This is a genomic window from Bacillus haynesii, assembly GCF_014042035.1.
Taxonomy (GTDB): domain Bacteria; phylum Bacillota; class Bacilli; order Bacillales; family Bacillaceae; genus Bacillus; species Bacillus haynesii.
Map to the genome: position 1 here is coordinate 1,721,727 of NZ_CP059494.1, position 18,750 is coordinate 1,740,476.

26 protein-coding genes, 1 pseudogene and 1 riboswitch are annotated in these 18,750 nt (G+C 46.4%); of the genes and pseudogenes, 14 read left to right on the forward strand and 13 right to left on the reverse strand.

Features of this window, described 5'->3' with window-relative positions; translation table 11 throughout:
* Nucleotides 1-86 precede the first annotated feature (86 nt).
* Together H2R00_RS21215 and abnA are read left to right on the forward strand one after the other, a co-directional pair.
* Entirely contained in the window at nt 87-137 is a 51-nt protein-coding gene (locus H2R00_RS21215; RefSeq protein WP_228767678.1) for a hypothetical protein, read from the forward strand.
* Between the two features lie 649 nt (nt 138-786).
* Nucleotides 787-1,737, forward strand: coding sequence for an arabinan endo-1,5-alpha-L-arabinosidase AbnA (gene abnA / locus H2R00_RS08530; protein ID WP_182070847.1), 951 nt, complete (start codon nt 787-789; stop codon nt 1,735-1,737).
* Here the strand turns inward: abnA and H2R00_RS08535 are convergent.
* The 5 genes from H2R00_RS08535 to H2R00_RS08555 form a co-directional block, all read right to left on the reverse strand.
* Nucleotides 1,734-2,009: a hypothetical protein gene (locus H2R00_RS08535; protein ID WP_182070848.1), complete on the reverse strand. Its 276-nt coding sequence runs from the start codon at nt 2,007-2,009 to the stop codon at nt 1,734-1,736. The genes abnA and H2R00_RS08535 overlap by 4 nt on opposite strands.
* Nucleotides 1,969-2,403, reverse strand: coding sequence for an SMI1/KNR4 family protein (locus H2R00_RS08540; RefSeq protein WP_182071045.1), 435 nt, complete (start codon nt 2,401-2,403; stop codon nt 1,969-1,971). Before H2R00_RS08540 ends, H2R00_RS08535 begins: the two co-directional genes overlap by 41 nt.
* 180 nt (nt 2,404-2,583) lie before the next feature.
* Nucleotides 2,584-3,957: a serine hydrolase gene (locus tag H2R00_RS08545; protein WP_182070849.1), complete on the reverse strand. Its 1,374-nt coding sequence runs from the start codon at nt 3,955-3,957 to the stop codon at nt 2,584-2,586.
* 179 nt (nt 3,958-4,136) lie between these two features.
* Nucleotides 4,137-4,424, reverse strand: coding sequence for a hypothetical protein (locus H2R00_RS08550; RefSeq protein WP_244958299.1), 288 nt, complete (start codon nt 4,422-4,424; stop codon nt 4,137-4,139).
* Nucleotides 4,411-4,980, reverse strand: a complete 570-nt coding sequence (locus H2R00_RS08555) for a MarR family winged helix-turn-helix transcriptional regulator (protein ID WP_182070850.1) — start codon at nt 4,978-4,980, stop codon at nt 4,411-4,413. Before H2R00_RS08555 ends, H2R00_RS08550 begins: the two co-directional genes overlap by 14 nt.
* Nucleotides 4,981-5,198: 218 nt before the next feature.
* On the opposite strand from H2R00_RS08555, the gene H2R00_RS08560 reads away from it, so the two are divergent.
* Nucleotides 5,199-6,353 carry a DUF819 family protein gene (locus H2R00_RS08560; RefSeq protein ID WP_244958326.1) on the forward strand — a complete coding sequence of 385 codons (1,155 nt, stop codon included), beginning with the start codon at nt 5,199-5,201 and terminating at the stop codon, nt 6,351-6,353.
* A gap of 45 nt (nt 6,354-6,398) precedes the next feature.
* Here the strand turns inward: H2R00_RS08560 and metC are convergent, their stop codons facing one another.
* Nucleotides 6,399-7,574, reverse strand: coding sequence for a cystathionine beta-lyase (gene metC / locus H2R00_RS08565; RefSeq protein WP_154994883.1), 1,176 nt, complete (start codon nt 7,572-7,574; stop codon nt 6,399-6,401).
* Nucleotides 7,564-8,688 carry a methionine biosynthesis PLP-dependent protein gene (locus H2R00_RS08570; protein WP_182070851.1) on the reverse strand — a complete coding sequence of 375 codons (1,125 nt, stop codon included), beginning with the start codon at nt 8,686-8,688 and terminating at the stop codon, nt 7,564-7,566. Before H2R00_RS08570 ends, metC begins: the two co-directional genes overlap by 11 nt.
* Before the next feature lie 64 nt (nt 8,689-8,752).
* Nucleotides 8,753-8,869: riboswitch (SAM riboswitch) on the reverse strand.
* Nucleotides 8,870-8,996: 127 nt separating this feature from the next.
* On the opposite strand from H2R00_RS08570, the gene H2R00_RS08575 reads away from it, so the two are divergent.
* The 10 genes and pseudogenes from H2R00_RS08575 (at nt 8,997) to uptA (ending at nt 14,520) form a co-directional block, all read left to right on the forward strand.
* Nucleotides 8,997-9,944, forward strand: a complete 948-nt coding sequence (locus tag H2R00_RS08575; RefSeq protein WP_182070852.1) for a helix-turn-helix transcriptional regulator — start codon at nt 8,997-8,999, stop codon at nt 9,942-9,944.
* Between the two features lie 80 nt (nt 9,945-10,024).
* Nucleotides 10,025-10,513: a DinB family protein gene (locus H2R00_RS08580; protein ID WP_154994877.1), complete on the forward strand. Its 489-nt coding sequence runs from the start codon at nt 10,025-10,027 to the stop codon at nt 10,511-10,513.
* An 11-nt stretch (nt 10,514-10,524) separates the two neighbouring features.
* A complete protein-coding gene (locus tag H2R00_RS08585; RefSeq protein ID WP_154994875.1) occupies nt 10,525-10,980 on the forward strand; it encodes a helix-hairpin-helix domain-containing protein in 456 nt (151 codons plus the stop codon).
* A gap of 111 nt (nt 10,981-11,091) precedes the next feature.
* Complete coding sequence (locus H2R00_RS08590; protein ID WP_107661697.1) at nt 11,092-11,814, forward strand: esterase family protein; 723 nt, start codon at nt 11,092-11,094, stop codon at nt 11,812-11,814.
* A gap of 64 nt (nt 11,815-11,878) precedes the next feature.
* Nucleotides 11,879-12,388, forward strand: a complete 510-nt coding sequence (locus H2R00_RS08595; RefSeq protein WP_154994873.1) for a YjcG family protein — start codon at nt 11,879-11,881, stop codon at nt 12,386-12,388.
* Nucleotides 12,389-12,397: 9 nt separating this feature from the next.
* The gene (locus H2R00_RS08600) at nt 12,398-12,817 is read left to right on the forward strand and encodes a GNAT family N-acetyltransferase (RefSeq protein ID WP_076790557.1); all 420 of its coding nucleotides are present in this window, start codon (nt 12,398-12,400) and stop codon (nt 12,815-12,817) included.
* 164 nt (nt 12,818-12,981) lie between these two features.
* Entirely contained in the window at nt 12,982-13,377 is a 396-nt protein-coding gene (locus H2R00_RS08605) for a GtrA family protein (protein ID WP_182070853.1), read from the forward strand.
* 43 nt (nt 13,378-13,420) lie between these two features.
* Nucleotides 13,421-13,507, forward strand: a pseudogene (locus H2R00_RS21220) (hypothetical protein); the annotation flags it as partial.
* A gap of 152 nt (nt 13,508-13,659) precedes the next feature.
* A complete protein-coding gene (locus H2R00_RS21225) occupies nt 13,660-13,839 on the forward strand; it encodes a hypothetical protein (RefSeq protein ID WP_244958300.1) in 180 nt (59 codons plus the stop codon).
* A 93-nt stretch (nt 13,840-13,932) separates the two neighbouring features.
* On the forward strand, nt 13,933-14,520 hold the full coding sequence (gene uptA / locus H2R00_RS08620) for an undecaprenyl phosphate transporter UptA (protein ID WP_043925657.1): 588 nt from the start codon (nt 13,933-13,935) through the stop codon (nt 14,518-14,520).
* A gap of 37 nt (nt 14,521-14,557) precedes the next feature.
* Here the strand turns inward: uptA and H2R00_RS08625 are convergent, their stop codons facing one another.
* The gene (locus tag H2R00_RS08625; protein ID WP_176275948.1) at nt 14,558-14,815 is read right to left on the reverse strand and encodes a hypothetical protein; all 258 of its coding nucleotides are present in this window, start codon (nt 14,813-14,815) and stop codon (nt 14,558-14,560) included.
* A gap of 121 nt (nt 14,816-14,936) precedes the next feature.
* On the opposite strand from H2R00_RS08625, the gene H2R00_RS08630 reads away from it, so the two are divergent.
* Nucleotides 14,937-17,216 carry an ATP-dependent helicase gene (locus H2R00_RS08630; protein WP_182070854.1) on the forward strand — a complete coding sequence of 760 codons (2,280 nt, stop codon included), beginning with the start codon at nt 14,937-14,939 and terminating at the stop codon, nt 17,214-17,216.
* Nucleotides 17,217-17,254: 38 nt separating this feature from the next.
* Here H2R00_RS08630 and spoVIF read toward each other — a convergent pair whose 3' ends face one another.
* The 5 genes from spoVIF to H2R00_RS08650 form a co-directional block, all read right to left on the reverse strand.
* Nucleotides 17,255-17,512, reverse strand: coding sequence for a sporulation-specific transcription regulator SpoVIF (gene spoVIF / locus H2R00_RS08635; RefSeq protein WP_003180710.1), 258 nt, complete (start codon nt 17,510-17,512; stop codon nt 17,255-17,257).
* Between the two features lie 126 nt (nt 17,513-17,638).
* Nucleotides 17,639-17,770 (reverse strand): YjcZ family sporulation protein, encoded by a 132-nt coding sequence (locus H2R00_RS08640; RefSeq protein ID WP_011197781.1) that lies wholly within the window; start codon nt 17,768-17,770, stop codon nt 17,639-17,641.
* 79 nt (nt 17,771-17,849) lie between these two features.
* Nucleotides 17,850-18,059 carry a protein YjzK gene (locus tag H2R00_RS08645; protein WP_182070855.1) on the reverse strand — a complete coding sequence of 70 codons (210 nt, stop codon included), beginning with the start codon at nt 18,057-18,059 and terminating at the stop codon, nt 17,850-17,852.
* 83 nt (nt 18,060-18,142) lie between these two features.
* Nucleotides 18,143-18,268: a hypothetical protein gene (locus tag H2R00_RS21380; protein WP_255204428.1), complete on the reverse strand. Its 126-nt coding sequence runs from the start codon at nt 18,266-18,268 to the stop codon at nt 18,143-18,145.
* Nucleotides 18,269-18,344: 76 nt separating this feature from the next.
* Nucleotides 18,345-18,701 carry a DUF1360 domain-containing protein gene (locus H2R00_RS08650; protein WP_182070856.1) on the reverse strand — a complete coding sequence of 119 codons (357 nt, stop codon included), beginning with the start codon at nt 18,699-18,701 and terminating at the stop codon, nt 18,345-18,347.
* Nucleotides 18,702-18,750 lie beyond the last annotated feature (49 nt).

The window sequence follows — 18,750 nt, forward strand, 5'->3', positions numbered from 1 at the left end:
CAAAGTTCGGGCTCACTCAAGGGAAGCTGGCTCATCCCCTATGAAAGGGGGTGATGCTTATGACGACATTCGAAACAATCTCGTTAATGATTGCTTTTGGCATGTTAATTGCCGTGTTGTCGAAGAAAGAAAAATAGACTTCCCTTGAGCCCTGGTAAAGTTCATAGGGAAAGTCTATTTTAAAATGACTGAGCCAAGCCCTTGTTGGGCCGATTTGTACACGCGACTCGACTGTTGACGCAGTCGGGTCTTTTTTATTTTATGCATTTCTTAAAGAAAAAATACACCTGAACGTTTGACCCGTGCGTTGGAGACGCACCTGTGGTCTTTTTGTGATGCATTTAATTTTGACAGTCTATCTTCAAATTCATATTACCAATTTCAAACCACTAAATCAACTAAAAGTGTCATTCACCTTCCGGGGCAAATGAAGATATTCGAGGGCAAACCGTGCTCTCCTCCAACGCTTTTTATAATCCACATTATTTTCTCCAGAACATCTCAAAGGTTTTATAATTCATCCAATCTAAAAATATTCCAAGATGAGTCAAAATAATTACATCACCCCTTTAAGATTCAGACAACGAAATGACTTTTGGGTGATTGTTTTTTTAATATGGGTATCTTCTGAGTTTTATGCTTTATTTCAGGACTAAAAAACAAGTCCTTTGTCTGATTGAGAGAGGCCGAACCCCTGCTAAAATAAAGTGCGTGTTGTTGGGAAATATTTCTCTAAAAAGGAGGGCCGATTGTTAAAGGACATCGAAATTTGAAAGGAGAACAACTGTGGCTAAATCTATCATTTCTGGTTTTATTTTATTTTTTCTGCTTATTTTCTCGGCAGCTGAACCAACATCTGCGGCTTTTTGGGATACAAAAGGAGACAACGTTATTCATGATCCTTCCATGATTAAAGAAGGAAATACATGGTATACATTCGGTACTGGTATCGGCAATGGAATCCGCGTCATCAAATCGACAGACGGAAAAACGTGGAGCGCAGCGCCAAGTATATTTCCAACTCCATTATCATGGTGGAAAAAGTACGTGCCACACCATGAAAAAAACCAATGGGCGCCTGATATCAGCTATTATAATGGTCGCTATTGGCTTTATTATGCGGTATCCGCGTTCGGCTCCAATACTTCGGCGATCGGACTCGCTTCAACAGACCGAATCTCTTCCGGAAATTGGCGCGACGACGGACTTGTCACCCGGACGACGACCTCGAACAATTATAATGCGATCGACCCTGAAATGATCGTTGATAAAGAAGGAAATCCGTGGCTGTCCTTCGGCTCGTTTTGGAGCGGCATCAAGCTGACAAAGCTTGATAAAAAAACGATGAAACCTACAGGGAAGGTTTATTCCATCGCATCAAGACCGAGCCATGGCGGAGCGGTTGAAGCGCCGTCTATCACATATAAAAACGGCTACTATTATTTATTCGTTTCGTTCGATAAATGCTGTCAAGGTGTGAACAGCACGTATAAGATCGCTTACGGCCGCTCAACCAAAATTACGGGACCTTACTATGACAAAAGCGGCAAGAAAATGACGGAAGGCGGAGGCACAATCCTCGATTCCGGAAACGACCAATGGAAGGGCCCAGGCGGCGCAGATATCGTGAACGGCAACATCATCGTCAGACATGGTTATGATGCGCTTGACAACGGGGCGCCTAAGCTGCTGATCAATGATTTAAACTGGGATTCCAAAGGCTGGCCGAAGTATTAGTTTTTAAACCAAGCAGATGTTTTCTGCTTGGTTTTTACTGTTATTTTAGCAGTTCCAGCTGTATAAACACTCCATCCCAAAATGATCATGCCACTGTATTCATCATCCAGGGCTCGTTCAACAGATCCTACATCTGCGTATAACAAAACGGATTTTAAAAGTGCCCCATTTTCCTTTTTGGAAGAAAGTCTTGAAAGGCAATAGCCAATCAAGGTCAAATCAAAAAAATATTTAATCTGCCATATCTTCAAAGTATCGATTATTTTGATCAACTTTTTTAATAAATTCCTCTAGAGAGTCAGCTATTTTTTTATCCAAAAAGAATACTGGAGACTTATCCGTATCATTTAAATCAAGCGTTAAATATACACCTTCATTTACCTCATAAAAAACAAGCTTGTCTTCATCTTCATATATATCATCTAAATCAGGGTCAAATTCGTAAATATCTTCCCTTAAAGTGATATCTGCGATAGTAGCGGGATCTAAAAGTCTGTTTATTGCATTATTATTCCCATTTATAAACCCGTACCCAATCTCTAAATAAAATTCTCTGAGCTCTTTAGGAAATAGAAAACCAAGTCTATCTTCCGCTTTTATTAGATCGTTTTCTTTTAGCTCATAAAACTCATGATGACTATTTTTTATAAAATTAAATTTGTTCAGCCTCATTAACCTCCTTAGACATCCTTTTAGATGGTGCACCTTTACTATGAATATTCGCTTGATGTTTCATCAGGAAATTCAGCCGGGCAGATATCCCCAAATTACATAATCAACCTTCCAACGATAAATTTCCTCCTGACAGACAACAGAGCCAGGCCGCCAAACTCTCAATCAAAACGGTCATAGCTTGCTGTTTGATTCCACTGTCCGCACCGCTTCTTCCTCTGCGCCATTTTGATATATAATCAAGCGGGTTACCATACCATTCTCCAAAATAAATTCCACTTCAACAGACAATGACCTGAGGAAAAAGCGCGTTTCCGAGGCTGGAAATAATTCAAAACGGATCTGTCCGGTGATTTGCATATAAATCCGGTCCTTATCAACTGTCACATCAGCGGCGGTGCCATCCTGAAGTGAATAACTTCCGACATATCTTTTGTAAATGGCCGGATCGATCTCTTTTTTCTTTTTATCGGCAGGGCGATCAGGGATTTTGTAGGCCTTGTCAAACAGGATATTTTCAACGGCTTCAAAGATGGCCTGTTCATATTCATCATCCTGTTCCACATTGCTCAAATAAATGAAGGTTTTTCGTTGATCGATATATCGGATCATTACGGTTGAATAGCCTGGCCAGCCGCCGCTGTGACCGACAATTCTCCCTGTTTCAGGACTATCCCGAAGCACCCATCCACACCCGTAATCTATAGACTCTCCGTTTTTCAGAGACGCGGGAGAAAAAGCAAGCTCTTTTGAGACTTGATTGATCAAACAATCTGTATATAAGGCTTGATCAAACAAATATAAGTCATGAATGGTTGAGTTTACGGTTCCGTCCCCCTGAATCCCGTCAAGATAGCAGACATATTTTGTTTCTTCAAGGTCATCAGGCAGAACGTACTGTGCTGTATGCACGTCATACACATATCCATACGCATAGTTCTCAATGGTTTCAGGTTGAAGCCTTCTGTTATACACCCTTGAGTTCCGCATTTCCACCGGTTCAAAGATACTTTTTTTCATATATTCAGCAAAACTCAGACCGGATGCCTTTTCAACGATAACCGCAAGCAGCACATATCCCGTATTGCTGTACAGCCAAGCTTCACCCGGGGCAAAATAGCGTTGCGGCTGATGATTCATCAGCATATCAACGATATCTTGATTAACAGCAATCTTGTTATGATCCCAATGTTGTAGAAACCACTCCATATAATCGGGCAGACCCGACGTATGTGTCAATAAATTGTGAATCGTTATGCCCTGATAGGGAAATCCGGTTATCCACCGTTCTACGGGATCCTCAACATTCAATGCCCCTTGCTGTGCTAATTGAAGGATGCCCAAAGCAGTGAACGGCTTGGATAGCGATGCTAATTCAAATAAGGAATGTTCCTTCAATAAACGCTTATCTACCAAGTTTGCATAACCGAAGGCACCTTGATAAAGAATGTCTCCGTCTTCAGCGACTAACACCGCCGCGTTGATCTGACTTTTTTCATTTAACACACTAAACAGGTTAACAAGTTGTTCTCTTTTGTTCTGTTTCACTTTTCCACCTCCCTTTCTTTATACGCATATGGAAATAAGAGGTTTCAACTGAAAAAAGACAAGAATGGTTTCTTGTCTTTGAAATCACTATTCTACAATTCTAATAAGTTTCTGAACATCCTTTTCGCAAGTCATTGATTGATCTACGATACGATCCATTAGATCCAGCACAATGAATGTCAAATTGACTGTTGATTGCGGCGAAAAAATGTTGCAAACAGCAATAAAACGTTGCTTAAAAGACTTGTGGCCCCTAACCAGACGAGCCATTCTGCGTCTGTCCCCCAGGAACATCCAATGATGATCAGGGCAATGCAACTTGAGAAAAAGGGTCCTGTCCTGTCTAATTTCGTGCCGCGGCGAAAGGTTTCTTTTGTCTGCCGGAATTTATCTTTTGCATGATACAGCTTCTCCTTTACCTTGATTTTAAAAATTGTTACTTTTGCATGAAGATCATTTTTCATCATTTTCTCCTCCATAGCGGCGTTTCTCAAATTCTCCGAGAATCTTTTCTGTATCTAACGGATTCCCCACGCCAAGCTGAATGTTTGCATTCTCCTCAAAACCGTCCTGTTCTTCACCGTCAAAACGGTAAAGCTTTTGCAACAGCCGCCAAAATGTCGCAACCTCTTCGGATGTAAACTGCTGAAACAAGTCGGCCAAGAAATAGACGGACCTTTCGGAACAATCCACCAGCGCTTTCTTTCCTTCAGGGGTCATTTCAATATTAATGGAGCGTTTGTCTTTTTGGCTTGGCACTGATTTGACATAGCCTTTTTTGATCAGGCCGGTCATCAACTTGTTGGCGGTTTGTTTGGTTGTGCCAAGCTTTTTGGAGATATTCGTAAGCGTGGCAGTTTCAGTCGGCAAATGCGCGATGGCGATGAGCGCCATATGTTGCCTGGACGTTAATATTTCCATGTATTCGTCACCTCGGGTTTGCACCTTATTGACAACTGAAAACAATGTCGCATAGCTTTGCTGCATCAAATGTAATTCGTTGATTAAGCCGTTGATGTCCATTTGTTCTCTCCTTTAAATATAGTCAACATGTTGACAAATTTACAATACCCTCTTTCAGCAAACTTGTCAACATGGTGACTATTTTTTCTAAATCTATTATCATTGATCAATTAGGCATTCCGTTTTACACTATTTAATTATCAGATAATTCAAAATACCAATCGCAAACAGGGGGGTTATTTTTGAAATCTTCACTCATTTCACCGGATGATGCATGGATGCTTTGGGGGTTTATTGCGGTGTGGGCGGCTGTGAGCATTTATTTGGAGCAGCGGTTTCGCTGGGCTGCGGCTGTATCGGGGGCTGTACTGGCACTGGGCGGATCGATGCTGTTTACGAATGCAGGGATTCTTCCGGCCGAGTCGCCCGTTTATGATGCGGTGTGGTCCTATGTTGTTCCGCTTGCGATTCCTTTGCTGCTTTTTCAAATCAATGTGCGGAAGATCCTGAAAGAAAGCGGCAGGCTTTTGATGATATTTTGTATCAGCGCCCTCGGCACTGCGGCCGGAAGCGTCATTGCTTTTTTTCTGTTTAAGCATCAGATTCCGCACCTTGATAAAATCGGCGGGATGATCAGTGCCTCTTATATCGGAGGAGGCGTGAATTTTGCGGCGATGGCTGCGAAGTTCTCAACTCCCGGTGAGTATGTATCATCGACGGTGGTTGCGGATAATTTTATGATGGCTCTTCTTTTTTTCATTTTAATGGGGATACCGGCGCTTAAATGGTTTCAAAAACGCTTTGGCGTTCAAGAAGGGGCGGGCGGCCGCGAAAATCAGGCGGAAGCCTATTGGAAGAGAAAAGAGATGTCCTTACAGGACATTGCTTTAAACATCGGAACCGCCTTTGCGATCGTTGCTGTATCTGTAAAAGCAGCGGCCTTTTTCAAAGAGCGTTTTGCTTCTGACGGCGGGTTTCAGTTTCTTGCCTTTATCCTGGGCGACCAGTTCCTGCTGCTGACGACGCTGACAATTTTGCTGACGATCGCCTTTCCCCGCTATTTTGAACGGCTGCGCGGCTCACAGGAAATCGGGACTTATTTGATTTACTTATTCTTTGTCGTGATCGGCATTCCGGCAGACTTGCGGATCATCTTCATGAACGCCCCGCTCCTCCTTGCATTTGTCTTTGTGGTTGCCATGTCCAACCTGATTGTATCGCTCTTCGCCGGAAAGCTGTTTCGTTTTCGGCTTGAGGAAATTCTCTTGGCCTGCAACGCATCTGTCGGCGGTCCGACAACAGCGGCGGCGATGGCGATTGCCAAAGGCTGGCAGGGCCTCGTTGCTCCGGTGATGCTGGTCGGGACGTTCGGATATTTGATTGGTAATTATGTCGGCACCCTCTTGGGCACATGGTTTTCCACCCTCGTTTAAACGGCCAAAAAAGCCGCAGATTCCCTGAAGAATCCGCGGCTTCTTTTATGAACGGGCGAGGGCTCCGGATACGGCTTCCAATGCTTGAGCAAAATCGGCTTGCAAATCATCGGCATGTTCCACGCCGACGCTCAGCCGCAGAAGGCCGTCGGTAATTCCCCGTTTTTCCCGCTCTTCTTTCGGCATGGCAGCGTGTGACATTTTCGCCGGGTAGGAAAGGATCGACTCCACAGCGCCGAGGCTGACGGCAAAGACCGGAAGAGAGACATGTTCCACGACCTGTTTCACGGCTTCTGAATTCTCCAGCTCGAACGAAAGGACGGCGCCGGCGCCGTATGACTGGTGCCTGTGAACGGATGCACCCGGATGCGAAGACAGCCCTGGATAATACACTTGTTTGACGGCCGGATGTTTTTCGAAAAATTCGGCGAGCTGCTGAGCCGTCCTGCTTGCTTTTTCAAGCCGCACTTGGAGCGTCTTCAGCCCTCTCAGCACAAGCCAGCAGTCTTGGACGCCGAGAACAGCGCCGAACGAATTTTGTAGTTTATAGAGTTCTTCTCCGAGCTTTTTGTCTTTCACGACGGCAAGGCCTGATAATACGTCGCTGTGTCCGCTTAAAAACTTCGTCGCGCTGTGAAGCACAATATCGACGCCGAGCTCAAGCGGTCGCTGCAGCGCCGGGGTCATGAACGTGTTGTCAAGGAACGTCAGACAGCCGTGCGCCTTGGCAAGCTTGACGACCCCTCTGATATCCGTAATGCCGAGCGTCGGATTTGACGGTGTTTCAAGATAGATGACTTTTGTGTTTTCCTTTATGTTTAAAGCAATTTCATTTAAATCCGTCATATCGACGAAAGTATGTTCAATCCCAAAGCGGCTCAGCACTTCCGTAATCATCCGGTAAGTGCCGCCGTACACATCTTTTGTGACGAGCACGTGATCGCCCTTTGACAAAAGCAGAAAGGCGGTGGAAATCGCAGCCATTCCGGATGAAAAAGCAAATCCTCTCGTCCCTCCCTCAAGCTCGGCTATCGTGTCTTCAAGCGCCTTTCTTGTCGGTGTGCCTGACCGGCTGTAGTCATATTCGCCGAATTTGTCAAAAGAATCTTGATGAAAGGTTGACGCGTGCTGGATCGGCACGCTGACGGCTCCGGTTGCTCCGTCCGTTTTATTTTGGTTATGAACAAGCCTTGTTTCAAGCGTCCAGTTTTCATGACTCATGCGGAACCGCCTCCCCTTTCACTTTTTCCAGCGCAGCTTTGAGATCCTGCTTCAAATCTGAGACGTGTTCGATTCCGACTGAAAAGCGCAGAAGCCTGTTGCAGACGCCGTTCGCAATTCGGATGTCTTCCGGGATATCCATGTGGGTCTGTGTCGCCGGGTAGGTGATGAAGCTTTCGACTCCGCCGAGGCTTTCGGCGAAACAGATCGTCTTAAGATTTTTTAGAAACGGATTGACCCATTCTTCTTTTTGAACGCGGAATGACAGCATGCCACCTTTTCCCGGATAAAGAACATCGGCAATTTCCTCCTGCTCTTCCAAAAAGGCCGCGAGCTCACGGGCGTTTTCCTGATGCTGTCTCATCCTAAGAGCCAGCGTTTTCATCCCTCTCATTAAGAGCCACGAATCAAACGGCGATAATACCGCGCCGATGGCGTTTTGGTGCTGGAACATTTCCTCAGACAGCTCTTCGCCTTTTGCGACGACAAGCCCCGCCAAAAGGTCGTTATGACCCCCCAAATACTTCGTCGCGCTGTGAATGACAAGATCAGCGCCGAGCTCAATCGGCCTTTGCAGAACCGGTGTATAAAACGTATTGTCGACAATGAGCAGCAAGCCGTGCTCTTTGGCAATTTGCGCGATTTTTTGAATGTCTGCTTCCTGCATGAGCGGATTTGTCGGCGTTTCTACAAACAGGGCCTTTGTATTGTCCGTGATTTTCGACTTGATACAGTCTTCGTCTGAAAAATCGTCGTATAAAAAGCGCAGTCCGTATTTCTTCCATTCGTTTTCAAAAAGGCGGTATGTTCCCCCGTACAAATCGGATGAAACGATGAGCTCATCCCCGCTTTGAAACAGAGCCATGATCGTCTGAATGGCAGCCATACCAGAACTGAACGCAAAGCCGCGCGTTCCCCCTTCGAGTTTCGCGATTGCATCTTCAACAAGCTGTCTTGTCGGATTTTTTGTGCGAATGTAATCAAATCCTGTGGATTCCCCGATTCCTTTGTGCCTGTACGCAGAAGAGAAATAAACGGGAGGATTGACGGTTCCGGTTATTTCATCACTGCGGTTGCCGATTTGCGCCAGCGTTGTTTGTACATGTTCAGTCATATGACACCATCCTTTAAAAAGTAAAAACCCCTTCTTCATAAGAAGAAGGGGGATTATTCGCTTCTTCTTATCTTCCAAGCATCTGCTTGCTGGATTTAGCACCTTGGTACACTGACGTCGTCAGTGCAGACCGGTTGCTGAGGTTTCAAAGGGCCAGTCCCTCCACCTCTCGTGATAAGAATCTCTTCAATATTCTGATTGTTCTTTACTTTAACCTAATTCAAGACATTTTTCAAGGGTCATTTTTAAATCTTTCTTCATATTGAACATGGTATGATGAAATCAAATGACCGGATCGGAGGAATCAGATGCCCAAAACAGAGCGATTAATCGAATTGATGATGACCATTCATACAAGACGAAAATTTACGGCCGGGGAGCTCGCAGCAGAATTCGGAGTTTCCTACCGGACGATTCTCCGCGATCTGGACGAGCTGAGCGCACTCGGCGTCCCGATCTATTCTGAAACAGGCGCGAACGGAGGCTATTATTTGCTGAATGAGCCTGTGCTTCCGCCGCTCTTTTTTACACAATCAGAGGCGGCGGCTATGTTTTTCGCGTATCAATCTTTGCAGTTTTTCGGATCGCTCCCCTTTGATGCGGAAACGCGGATGGTTTTAAAAAAGTTCTACCGTCACCTTCCCGCGGAAACACAGGAGCGGATTGATGCGATGAAAGACAGAATCGTGTTCTGGAATCCGCATCGACCAAAAGCCGCCGAACATTTAGAGACGCTTCTTGACGCAGCCACCACTCAATCCGTTTTGACGGTCGTTTATGACGGAACAGACGATTGCAATGAGAGATCCATCCAGCCCATCGGCTTATACAGCTGGAACGGCTTCTGGTACTGTCCGGCCTATTGCTTTAAAAGGCAGGCGTTTAGACTGTTCCGCGCCGACCGCATCCTCCGTGCGGAAAAAGCGGACAGCGGGCAGGCCCGTCAGCTTCCCTATCCATCGGTTCTCAGCTGGATCAAACATTCGGAGAGCGAGTGCCCTGAACCGGTGCGGCTGCAAGCGGAACTGACACGCAGAGGAGCCAGGCGGGCTGCGGCTGATGTGGATTTATTCAAGATCCTCACCATGCGGGATGACGGAACGGGGGCGATCGATACAAACATCCCCAGGTCTGAACTTGAGTATTTCGGGGAACTTTTGTGGAACCTCGGCACTGAGGCAACTGTAAAAGAACCCGCGGAAATCAAGCTTCAGCTGAAACGAAAGGCTGCTGACATTTTAGCGAAGTACGGCTGACTTTTTTTAAGAATCATGACAAAGCCTGTCAGGATTAGGTGATACTTTTAGAATAAAACCAAATGGAAAGGATGAAGCAAATGAATCAAGTTCAAGCGCTGCGTGGCGATTTGTTCCACGAAATGGAGACGGGCATCCGCTCCACGTGTCATCTTCTGAAAAAAGTGAAGGAATCTGACTGGTCTTACCGGCCCGCCGACCGCATGCGAAGCCTGAAAGAACTGGCAAGTCATTTGGCGGCCATCCCTGAAGCCGACTTGGCCATCATGCAGGAAAAGGAAGAGGACGTCATCGCCCGGATTGAAAAGAAATATGGTGCATTGCAGTCGGCTGACCAAATGGCTGAAGCTATGCAGAAAGGATTCGACGCTTTTCAAACGTATATGACCTCCCTTTCCGACGAGGAATTTTTGACGAAGAAGACAAAGCCGTTTTACCTCGATGAAGGGATGACCCAAAGCCGCTGGCTGACAGAAACGCTTACCCACGTCTTCCATCACAGGGCCCAGCTGTTTAATTATTTAAAACAGCTCGGCTATGACGTCAACATGTTCGATCTTTATCTTTAAAAGGTGATCATATGAAGCTGCCTCTGACAAAAGAAGAACGGTCAAACTTAAAGACAGCCAAGGTAAAAATAAAAAACACGGCACATATGGATCTGTCCGCCCTTGCACATGCGCTCGGTTCGTCTTTGAAACGCGCCGTATACATCAAAGCGCTCGCCCAGTTTCAAACGGTTCCTTCCATCGGGCCGAAAATGGCGCAGTGCGCCGTTGACCTAGGCTATTATTCTCTCGATGACATCAAGCATGAATCAGGTGCGGATTTGATCATCCGCCTCGAAAAACTGAAAGGCTACTGGGAAGACCCTTGTGCAGAAGATGCGCTGCGCTGCATCGTCCATTATGCCAACGATCCCGAAAGCGGTAAAAGCTGGTGGGATTTCACAGCGGAAAGAAAAAGGTACCGCGAGCGATACGGATACCCTCCGGATAGACCGTCAACGCCATGGTACGAAAAAAAACGATCATAAAAAATCACGGCTGCCGAACAAATCGGCAGCTCTTTTTGCTTCTTTCACAAGAGAATTTCGTGTTACAATGAATGGAAACGTTCACAAACATTATTTCTGGAGGAATTCACCTTGGCTATGAAAACAGGAGTCATTCAGGAGAAAAAGCTTTTTTCGGAAGAGCTCGGCGAGGAAATGGAGCTTCTCGTCTATTTGCCGTCATCCTTCTCGCCGCTTTACAAATATCATGTGATCATCGCACAGGATGGACATGACTATTTCCGGCTCGGGCGCATCAGCAGGCAGGTGGAAGAACTGTTGGCGAACGGTGAAATCGAAAGAAGCATCATCATCGGCATTCCGTACAAAAACGTACAGGAAAGAAGGCTTACATACCATCCGGAAGGGTCAAAATTCGAAGCGTATAAACGTTTTTTGGCAAATGAACTCGTCCCTTTCACCGACAGAGAGTATCCGACATACCAAGTCGGATCAGGCAGGACGCTAATCGGGGATTCGCTCGGAGGAACGGTCTCTCTCATGACGGCACTTGACTACCCGAATATGTTCGGGAACGTCATTATGCAGTCTCCTTATGTCGACCGTCATGTTCTCGATAAAGTGAAACAGTCCGATTCCCTGCAGCTTATTTCAATTTGCCACCAAATCGGCGAGAAGGAAACCGCCGTCAAAACGACCGATGATCAAATTTTGGACTTCACAGGTCCAAATGAGCAATTAAAAGAATTGCTTGAAGAAAAGCAGACAAACTACGATTTCAAAGCTTTCGACGGCGATCACAAGTGGACGTACTGGCAGCCGCTCATCACCCCCGCTTTAAAAAAAATGCTGTAGCTCTCTGTATATCGGCCCATCTTTGATATACTAAACCATATCAATTGTTTAAGGAGGGAACAAAATGAAATACGGTATTGTGCTATTTCCATCAAAAAAACTTCAGGACATTGCAAATTCCTACCGAAAACGCTATGACCCGAATTACGCTTTAATTCCGCCCCACCTTACATTAAGAACACCTTTCGAAGTGTCTGAAGACGAGATCGAGGGCGTCGTTCGACACCTGAGGGAGCTTTCAAAAGAGCTGAAACCGGTCACGCTGAAGATTACAAAATTCAGTTCCTTTGCCCCCGTCAATAATGTCATTTACATGAAAGCCGAACCGACAGAGGAATTAACGCAGCTTCATGAAAAAATGTACAGCGGCGTTTTGGAAGGCAAACCCGAATATGCGTTTGTTCCCCATGTCACAGTCGCACAAAAGCTGTCAGATGATGAGCATTCCGACGTCCTCGGCACGCTGAAAATGAGAGACGCGTCACACGAAGAAGTCATCGACCGCTTTCACCTGCTTTACCAATTGGACAACGGATCATGGACCGTCTATGAAACTTTTATTTTAGGAGCGTGAAGAAAGCCAGTGGAAGCCGTCATTGTGAAGAATCAACAACAGCTTGAAGACGCCTTCTTTGTTAGAAAGGAAGTCTTTATCAAGGAGCAGCACGTATCACCGGAAGAAGAAATGGATCATCTTGATCAGGAATCTTCACATCTCGTCATCTATGACGGAAAAGAGCCGATCGGCGCTGGCCGCCTCCGGCTTGTCGACGGCTACGGCAAACTTGAACGAATCTGTGTGCTGAAAAGCCATCGCTCTCTCGGCGTCGGCAACCTGATCATTCAGGCGCTTGAAGAGGAAGCCGCCAAGCAAGGCGCAGCTCAATTCATGCTGAACGCGCAGACACAGGCTGTTCCCTTTTACGAAAAACACGGCTATAAGGTCGTGTCTGAAGAATTTTTAGATGCGAATATCCCCCATGTCAAAATGGTCAAAAAGTAACCGTTCCGCTTTTTAAGCGGAACGGTTTTTCTTTTCCTCAGAAAACATTTCATAGTTTGTTCATCTTTTGTTTATCGTTTATTCAACATTGTCTATTAAAGTTGTTTCTAAGCTTTTACGAAGCCCTACACAAAATAGTCGGGAGGTAACAGCCGAATGCCGTTATGAACAAAAACAACATCACCACACTCGTTCGTTTCGGAACAGTCGGAGCCGGGAACACACTCGTTGATTTCGTCGTGTTTTTTCTCCTTACGTCGCTCCACGTCCCCTACCTGGCCGCACAGTTGTTTTCCTATTCGGCAGGCGTGGCAAACAGCTATATCTGGAATCGGACATGGACGTTTCAAGTAAAGGAAAAAGCGCATAGCGCGGAGATCATCCGGTTTATCATGATCAATCTTGCAGCAGCGGGCGCTACGTTTGTGCTTCTGTATATCTTTCAAAAAGCCGGCCTGTCCCTTTTTGTCAGCAAAATGTCCGTGACAGTCGCGGGAATGGCGATCAACTTTATCGGAAACAGGCTTTGGGTGTTTCAAGAACCCGGAACAGATTCATAAAAAAGACCAGGAGTGAATAACCATGAAAGTAAAAAAAGCAGTCATCCCAGCACGCAAGTTGGAAGGAAGCCGCTTTGATATCGGAGACAAGCTGGGCAGTTTTAAAGCGAGTACGGAAATCGCTCTTATGCCATCAGGGATTATATTCACGTCCTCGATCTGGCTTCCGCCCACCTGGCGGCCCTTTACGGGTTATATGAAGACAGACTGAAGCAAAATGTTTATAATGTAGGGACAGGGGCCGGACATTCCGTAAAAGAAATCATTGAAACCGCGGAAAACATGACAGAGCGAAGCATTGCAGCAAAAACGGACGAGCGCAGAGCGGGGGATCCGCCAGTGTTGGTGGCGGACAGCCGGACACTGCAGGAAGATACCGGCTGGAAGCCGCAATACAGCGATTTACAAACCATCATTCAAAGCGCATGGCAATGGCACAGAGCGTATCCGGACGTTTTTTGAGATTCGCTTGTTTCCCGCGCGGGCGGCAGGGAAACGTCCCGGTGGCTGCTAACGTTCGGCTGATGAAATCAAAAGCAGGGAGAAAAAACGAAAATGGGAAGCATAGTGAATGATATTTTAATGTGGCTGACCGATCTTGGCTATTTCGGCATTGCGATCGGTTTAATGATCGAAATCATCCCGAGTGAAATCGTACTGGCCTACGGCGGATACTTGGTGTCCAACGGCTCCATTACGATGACAGGGGCCGTGATCGCCGGCGTCATCGGGGGAACGATTGCTCAATTGTTTTTATACTGGATCGGCTACTACGGCGGACGGCCGTTTTTATACAAATACGGAAAATACTTATTGATCCAAAAGCATCACATTCAAACAGCCGAAAAGTGGTTTGAGAAATACGGCGGAGGCGTCGTCTTTTCTGCCCGCTTCATTCCCGTGGTCAGGCACGCCATCTCCATTCCGGCTGGCATTGCGAAAATGCCAATTTTAAAATTCACGGGTCTGACAGTGCTCGCCATCATACCGTGGTCGATACTATTCGTCTACCTCGGCGTACAGCTCGGCAGCCGGTGGGACCATGTTGAAAATGTAGCGAGAACGTACACGATTCCGATTATGATCGGGGCGGCCGCTATGATTATTCTGTATTTCGGACTCAAAAAACTGCGCAGAAAATAACGAAAACCCCGGTATAAAAGCCGGGGTTTGTTTCATCTCAAACGGATTCGTTGACATAGCGGCCGCTTTCCGCCTTTTCCGCAACACGGCGGTTGAGCGTTTTTCTCCTCTTCTTTTCCATGACCCGACTAAAAGCCGCAGTCTGGTTTTCCTCTCTTTTTTCGACTTCGCGGTAGGCGCGCTCGCTTGGGATATTGGCGGTTTTTTGTATATAAGCATAGTTCGATTTTTGGCCGATGCTGCGATTGGCGTACTGTATATATTGATCATTGCGGACAGGCGGTAAATACCCCATTCGATCTCCTCCTCATCAGCTTTAATTCCCAAAAATCTACTGTTTTAAACGGTTTTCATTTGATATGATAGACGTTGTCTCATGACACTAGACGACTACCCATTAATTGGAGGACCTCTTTTTGAAATGCGCCCGATTCAATAACCGAGACATTCATATACATACATATTCGAGAGAACACCTGCAATTCCTCTTTGATGAAGCAAGAAAAGACAGAATTACGTGTAAACATTGCGGCTTGCCGCTCAGACTGAAATTGTCGATTCATGAAGAACCGCATTTTTTCCACCGGGAAAACGGGGATTTTTCTCAATGTGAAGCAGCATGCTTAAATGAGGAGACAGAGAAAACCAAACAGAACGATTATACTGAAAGCGGCATGTTCCGCCTTCCGAAAGGCAAAGCGATCGGAGAGGAAAAGAAGGCGGACGCGGACTTCTGGACGCCGCCTCGCGAAGCTTCCATCCATTCTCCTTTCTCTCCAGCGGCAGAAACGGCTCCGGAACCGGTCTTTCCGAATGTGCCGCTGAATGAAAAACAGCTTGCCGCCGTGACGGCCCCCGAAGAACCCCTTCTCGTTCTGGCCGGCGCGGGAAGCGGAAAAACGCGGGTATTAACCGCGCGGGCGGCTTATATGATATCCCGGCTTGATATCCCGCCTTCTGCGATTTTGCTCGTCACATTCACGACAAAAGCCGTGAAAGAAATGAAAGAGCGGATGGCGTCGCAATACGGATTGCCGATGCAGACTGTGAACCGCCTCGTGACAGGCACCTTCCACAGCTTTTTTTACAAAATTCTTTATCACCATGATCCGGCCAAATGGAATGGTGAGCACCTGCTAAAATGGGAATGGCAAAAAGAACAGTACATCAAAATGGCCCTTGCCGAAGAAGGGCTTGATGAAAAAGACTTTCCGGTTGACCAGGCGATCCAGCAGATCGGCTACTGGAAGAACGCTTATCTTCCGGGCGAACAGATTCCGCTTGAAGACGAATGGGAAAAGCGGGTTCACCGGCTGTACCGTCATTATGAAGAACAAAAAGCTGCGCGGCGCCAATTCGATTTCGACGATATGGCATCTGCATGCTGGCAGCTGTTCCAAGAACAGCCGGACATTTTAAAACGATACCAGACGCGCTTTCACGCGATTTTGATCGATGAATTTCAGGACATTAACCCTGTTCAATATGCCATCATCAAGCTCTTGGCAAGCCCCGAAAACAACCTGACCTGTGTCGGGGATGATGACCAGTCAATCTACGCGTTCAGAGGCAGCAGCCCTTCTTTTATACTCGATTTTGAAAAAGACTATCCGAAGGCGAAAACGGTCCGCCTCACGACGAATTACAGATCGAGCCATCCGATTGTGGCAAGCGCCGATATGGTCGTGAAGAAAAACAAAAAGCGTTTTCCGAAAACATTAAGCGCCGCGAGAGATGACCGCCAAAAACCGCTCTTATTTTATCCTTATGATGAAGAGGAAGAAGCGATTATGATCGTCTCTGATATCCAAGAAAAAATTGAAATGGGCGCAAAACCTGATGACTTCGCCATCCTATACCGGACAAACAGCAGCGGCCGCGCAATCTTTGAACGTCTGCACCAGTCAGCCATTCCGTACACGGCTGAACAAGGTGTCCGGTCGTTTTACAGCAGGAGGATCGTCCGGCAGATGCTGGCCTATCTCTACTTAAGCCAAAATCAGGATGACGCGGAAGCCGTCAAACAGATTTTACCCGCCCTCTTTCTCAAGCAGTCCGCTTTAAACACGCTTAAAGCGCTCTCGATTACAGAAGATTGCACGATGGTTCAGGCGCTTGAAAAACTGACCGACATCAAACCGTTTCAGGTTGATAAAATTAAAAAAATCGTTCCTTTTTTCACAGGCTTAAAAACGATGAAACCGGTTGAAGCCATCTCTTTCGCAGAGGAAAAGATGGGCTTTTCCGATTACCTGAAAAAGCGCGGAAACGAAGGAAACAAGCTCGAAAAAGGGTCTGACGATCTGCGGGATCTCAAAACAGCGGCAAAAAAATTCAAAACGATCCCCGAATTTCTTGAGCATGTCGATCATATGAGAGCCGCCGAAAAGCAAAAAGCTGACGGATACGGTGTTCAGCTTTTGACGATTCACCGTGCGAAGGGGCTTGAATTTAAAACGGTCTATATCCTGGGAGTGCAGGACGGCTCGATTCCGCATGACTTTGCCCTGGAGACAGCGAGAAAAGGCGATGAAACCGCTCTTGAAGAAGAACGGAGGCTGCTGTATGTCGCCATGACACGGGCCGAGGACCGCCTGTATATCAGCGTCCCTTCCTTCAGAAGGGGAAGAACGGCATACCGCTCAAGGTTTTTACAGCCTATTTTACGCCCGAATCCCCAAGTCCAGCTGCAATAAAAGACACCGTGCCCTCCTTTTATCGGAAGGCGCGGTGTTTATTTTTTGCTGTTCATCATTTTCGCGATCGTATTGAAATCCATTTTTTCCTTGCCGCTTACAATGGATTCAACAATCTTATCTTCCATTTCCTGCGGAACCCGTTTGTTCGCCAATTTAGCGACGCGCTTAATCACACTGCGGACTGTTTTTTCATCCTTGAAGTTGGCATTTTGCAGCGAATTTGCGAGCTGCATGACGTCATTCATGCTGACGCCCGTTTTCTTTTCGATGTTTTTGAAAAATTGATTGTCCATACCTATGCCTCCTTTTTGGGAGTGATACGCTATCTTATGCATGTTTGAAAAGCCTTGTGCTTTTCCCGTTCAAAAAGAAGAGAGCCCGGCACACATGCCGCCGCCCTCTTCGCATCAACTCAAAAACTAATATTTAAAAGAAGCGCCGACAATAATTAGAAGAATAAACAAGACAACGATCAATACAAACGTTGAACCATAGCCGCCGCCATAGCCGCCGCTGTAGCCACCGCCGTAGCCTCCGCAACAAAAGCCCATCTAAAGCACCTCCTTTTCTCCCTACACGATATGACATTTGATAGGATTCGCTTGGATTGATGCATAGGGCTTCTGTGGATTATTTAAAAATGCCTGGCAGACTCCCGTCCTCTCCCAGCCATTTTTCGGCATTCTCTGCAAACGCCTCGATCTGCCTGCCGAACTGTTCGGCCGAGCGGTCAAACGTCTCCAGTTCTTTCTGCTGCTCAAAGATCACCCGGTCATGGCCGGCTTGCATTTGATCGTGTTGGCGGGATATCGATTCAACCAGCTGTTCAAATAAATTCATCGCTTTTCCCCCTTATGATGGTGTATGCATCAGAAGGAAAATTGGCAACAAAAAAACCGGATATAGTCCGGCTTTTTTTGATATTAATAGGTTCTCCTTTTTTTGCCGCATCCGCAGCCTTTTTTCTTCACTTTTTTTGAGAAAGTGGACTGATGATTGCTGGAAGCGTTCGTTAATCGGCCTTGCTGCCTTCTTTTCACTTGTCTCATTGCATTCCTTCCTTTCTCATGCTTATACGCCATTATATGAGTCTTCTTTTCAAAGTTGCTAATGATAAATCCCCATTCAATCGAGCCATTTGGACACGATCGTTTCCAGTACTCCAGCAAAACCCGCGATGGCAAGCAGAAGAATCAGCCATTCGGCAATGGCCGGAACAAATGCGTAAAAAACAAGCAAAAACGCGGTACACCACACGCCCGTGCACCAATAGCAGCTCAACAGCTCGCCGACCCACGCTCTCACGCCTTTTCCTTTCATGACAAGATACGTCTCGGTCTCTCCCGTTTTTTCGTTTTTTTCTTCAACCTCTTCATGAAACAGACTTCTAAACGGCGCCATGATCGTGTCGAACACAATCAGCCTCGTCAGCCGAAATACCGCGATAGAAAATAAAATAAATAAAAACCAGCTTTGTATCACAGGGCTCCCCCTTCCTGTTTCCAAATATATGCCGGAACCGCCTTCCCTA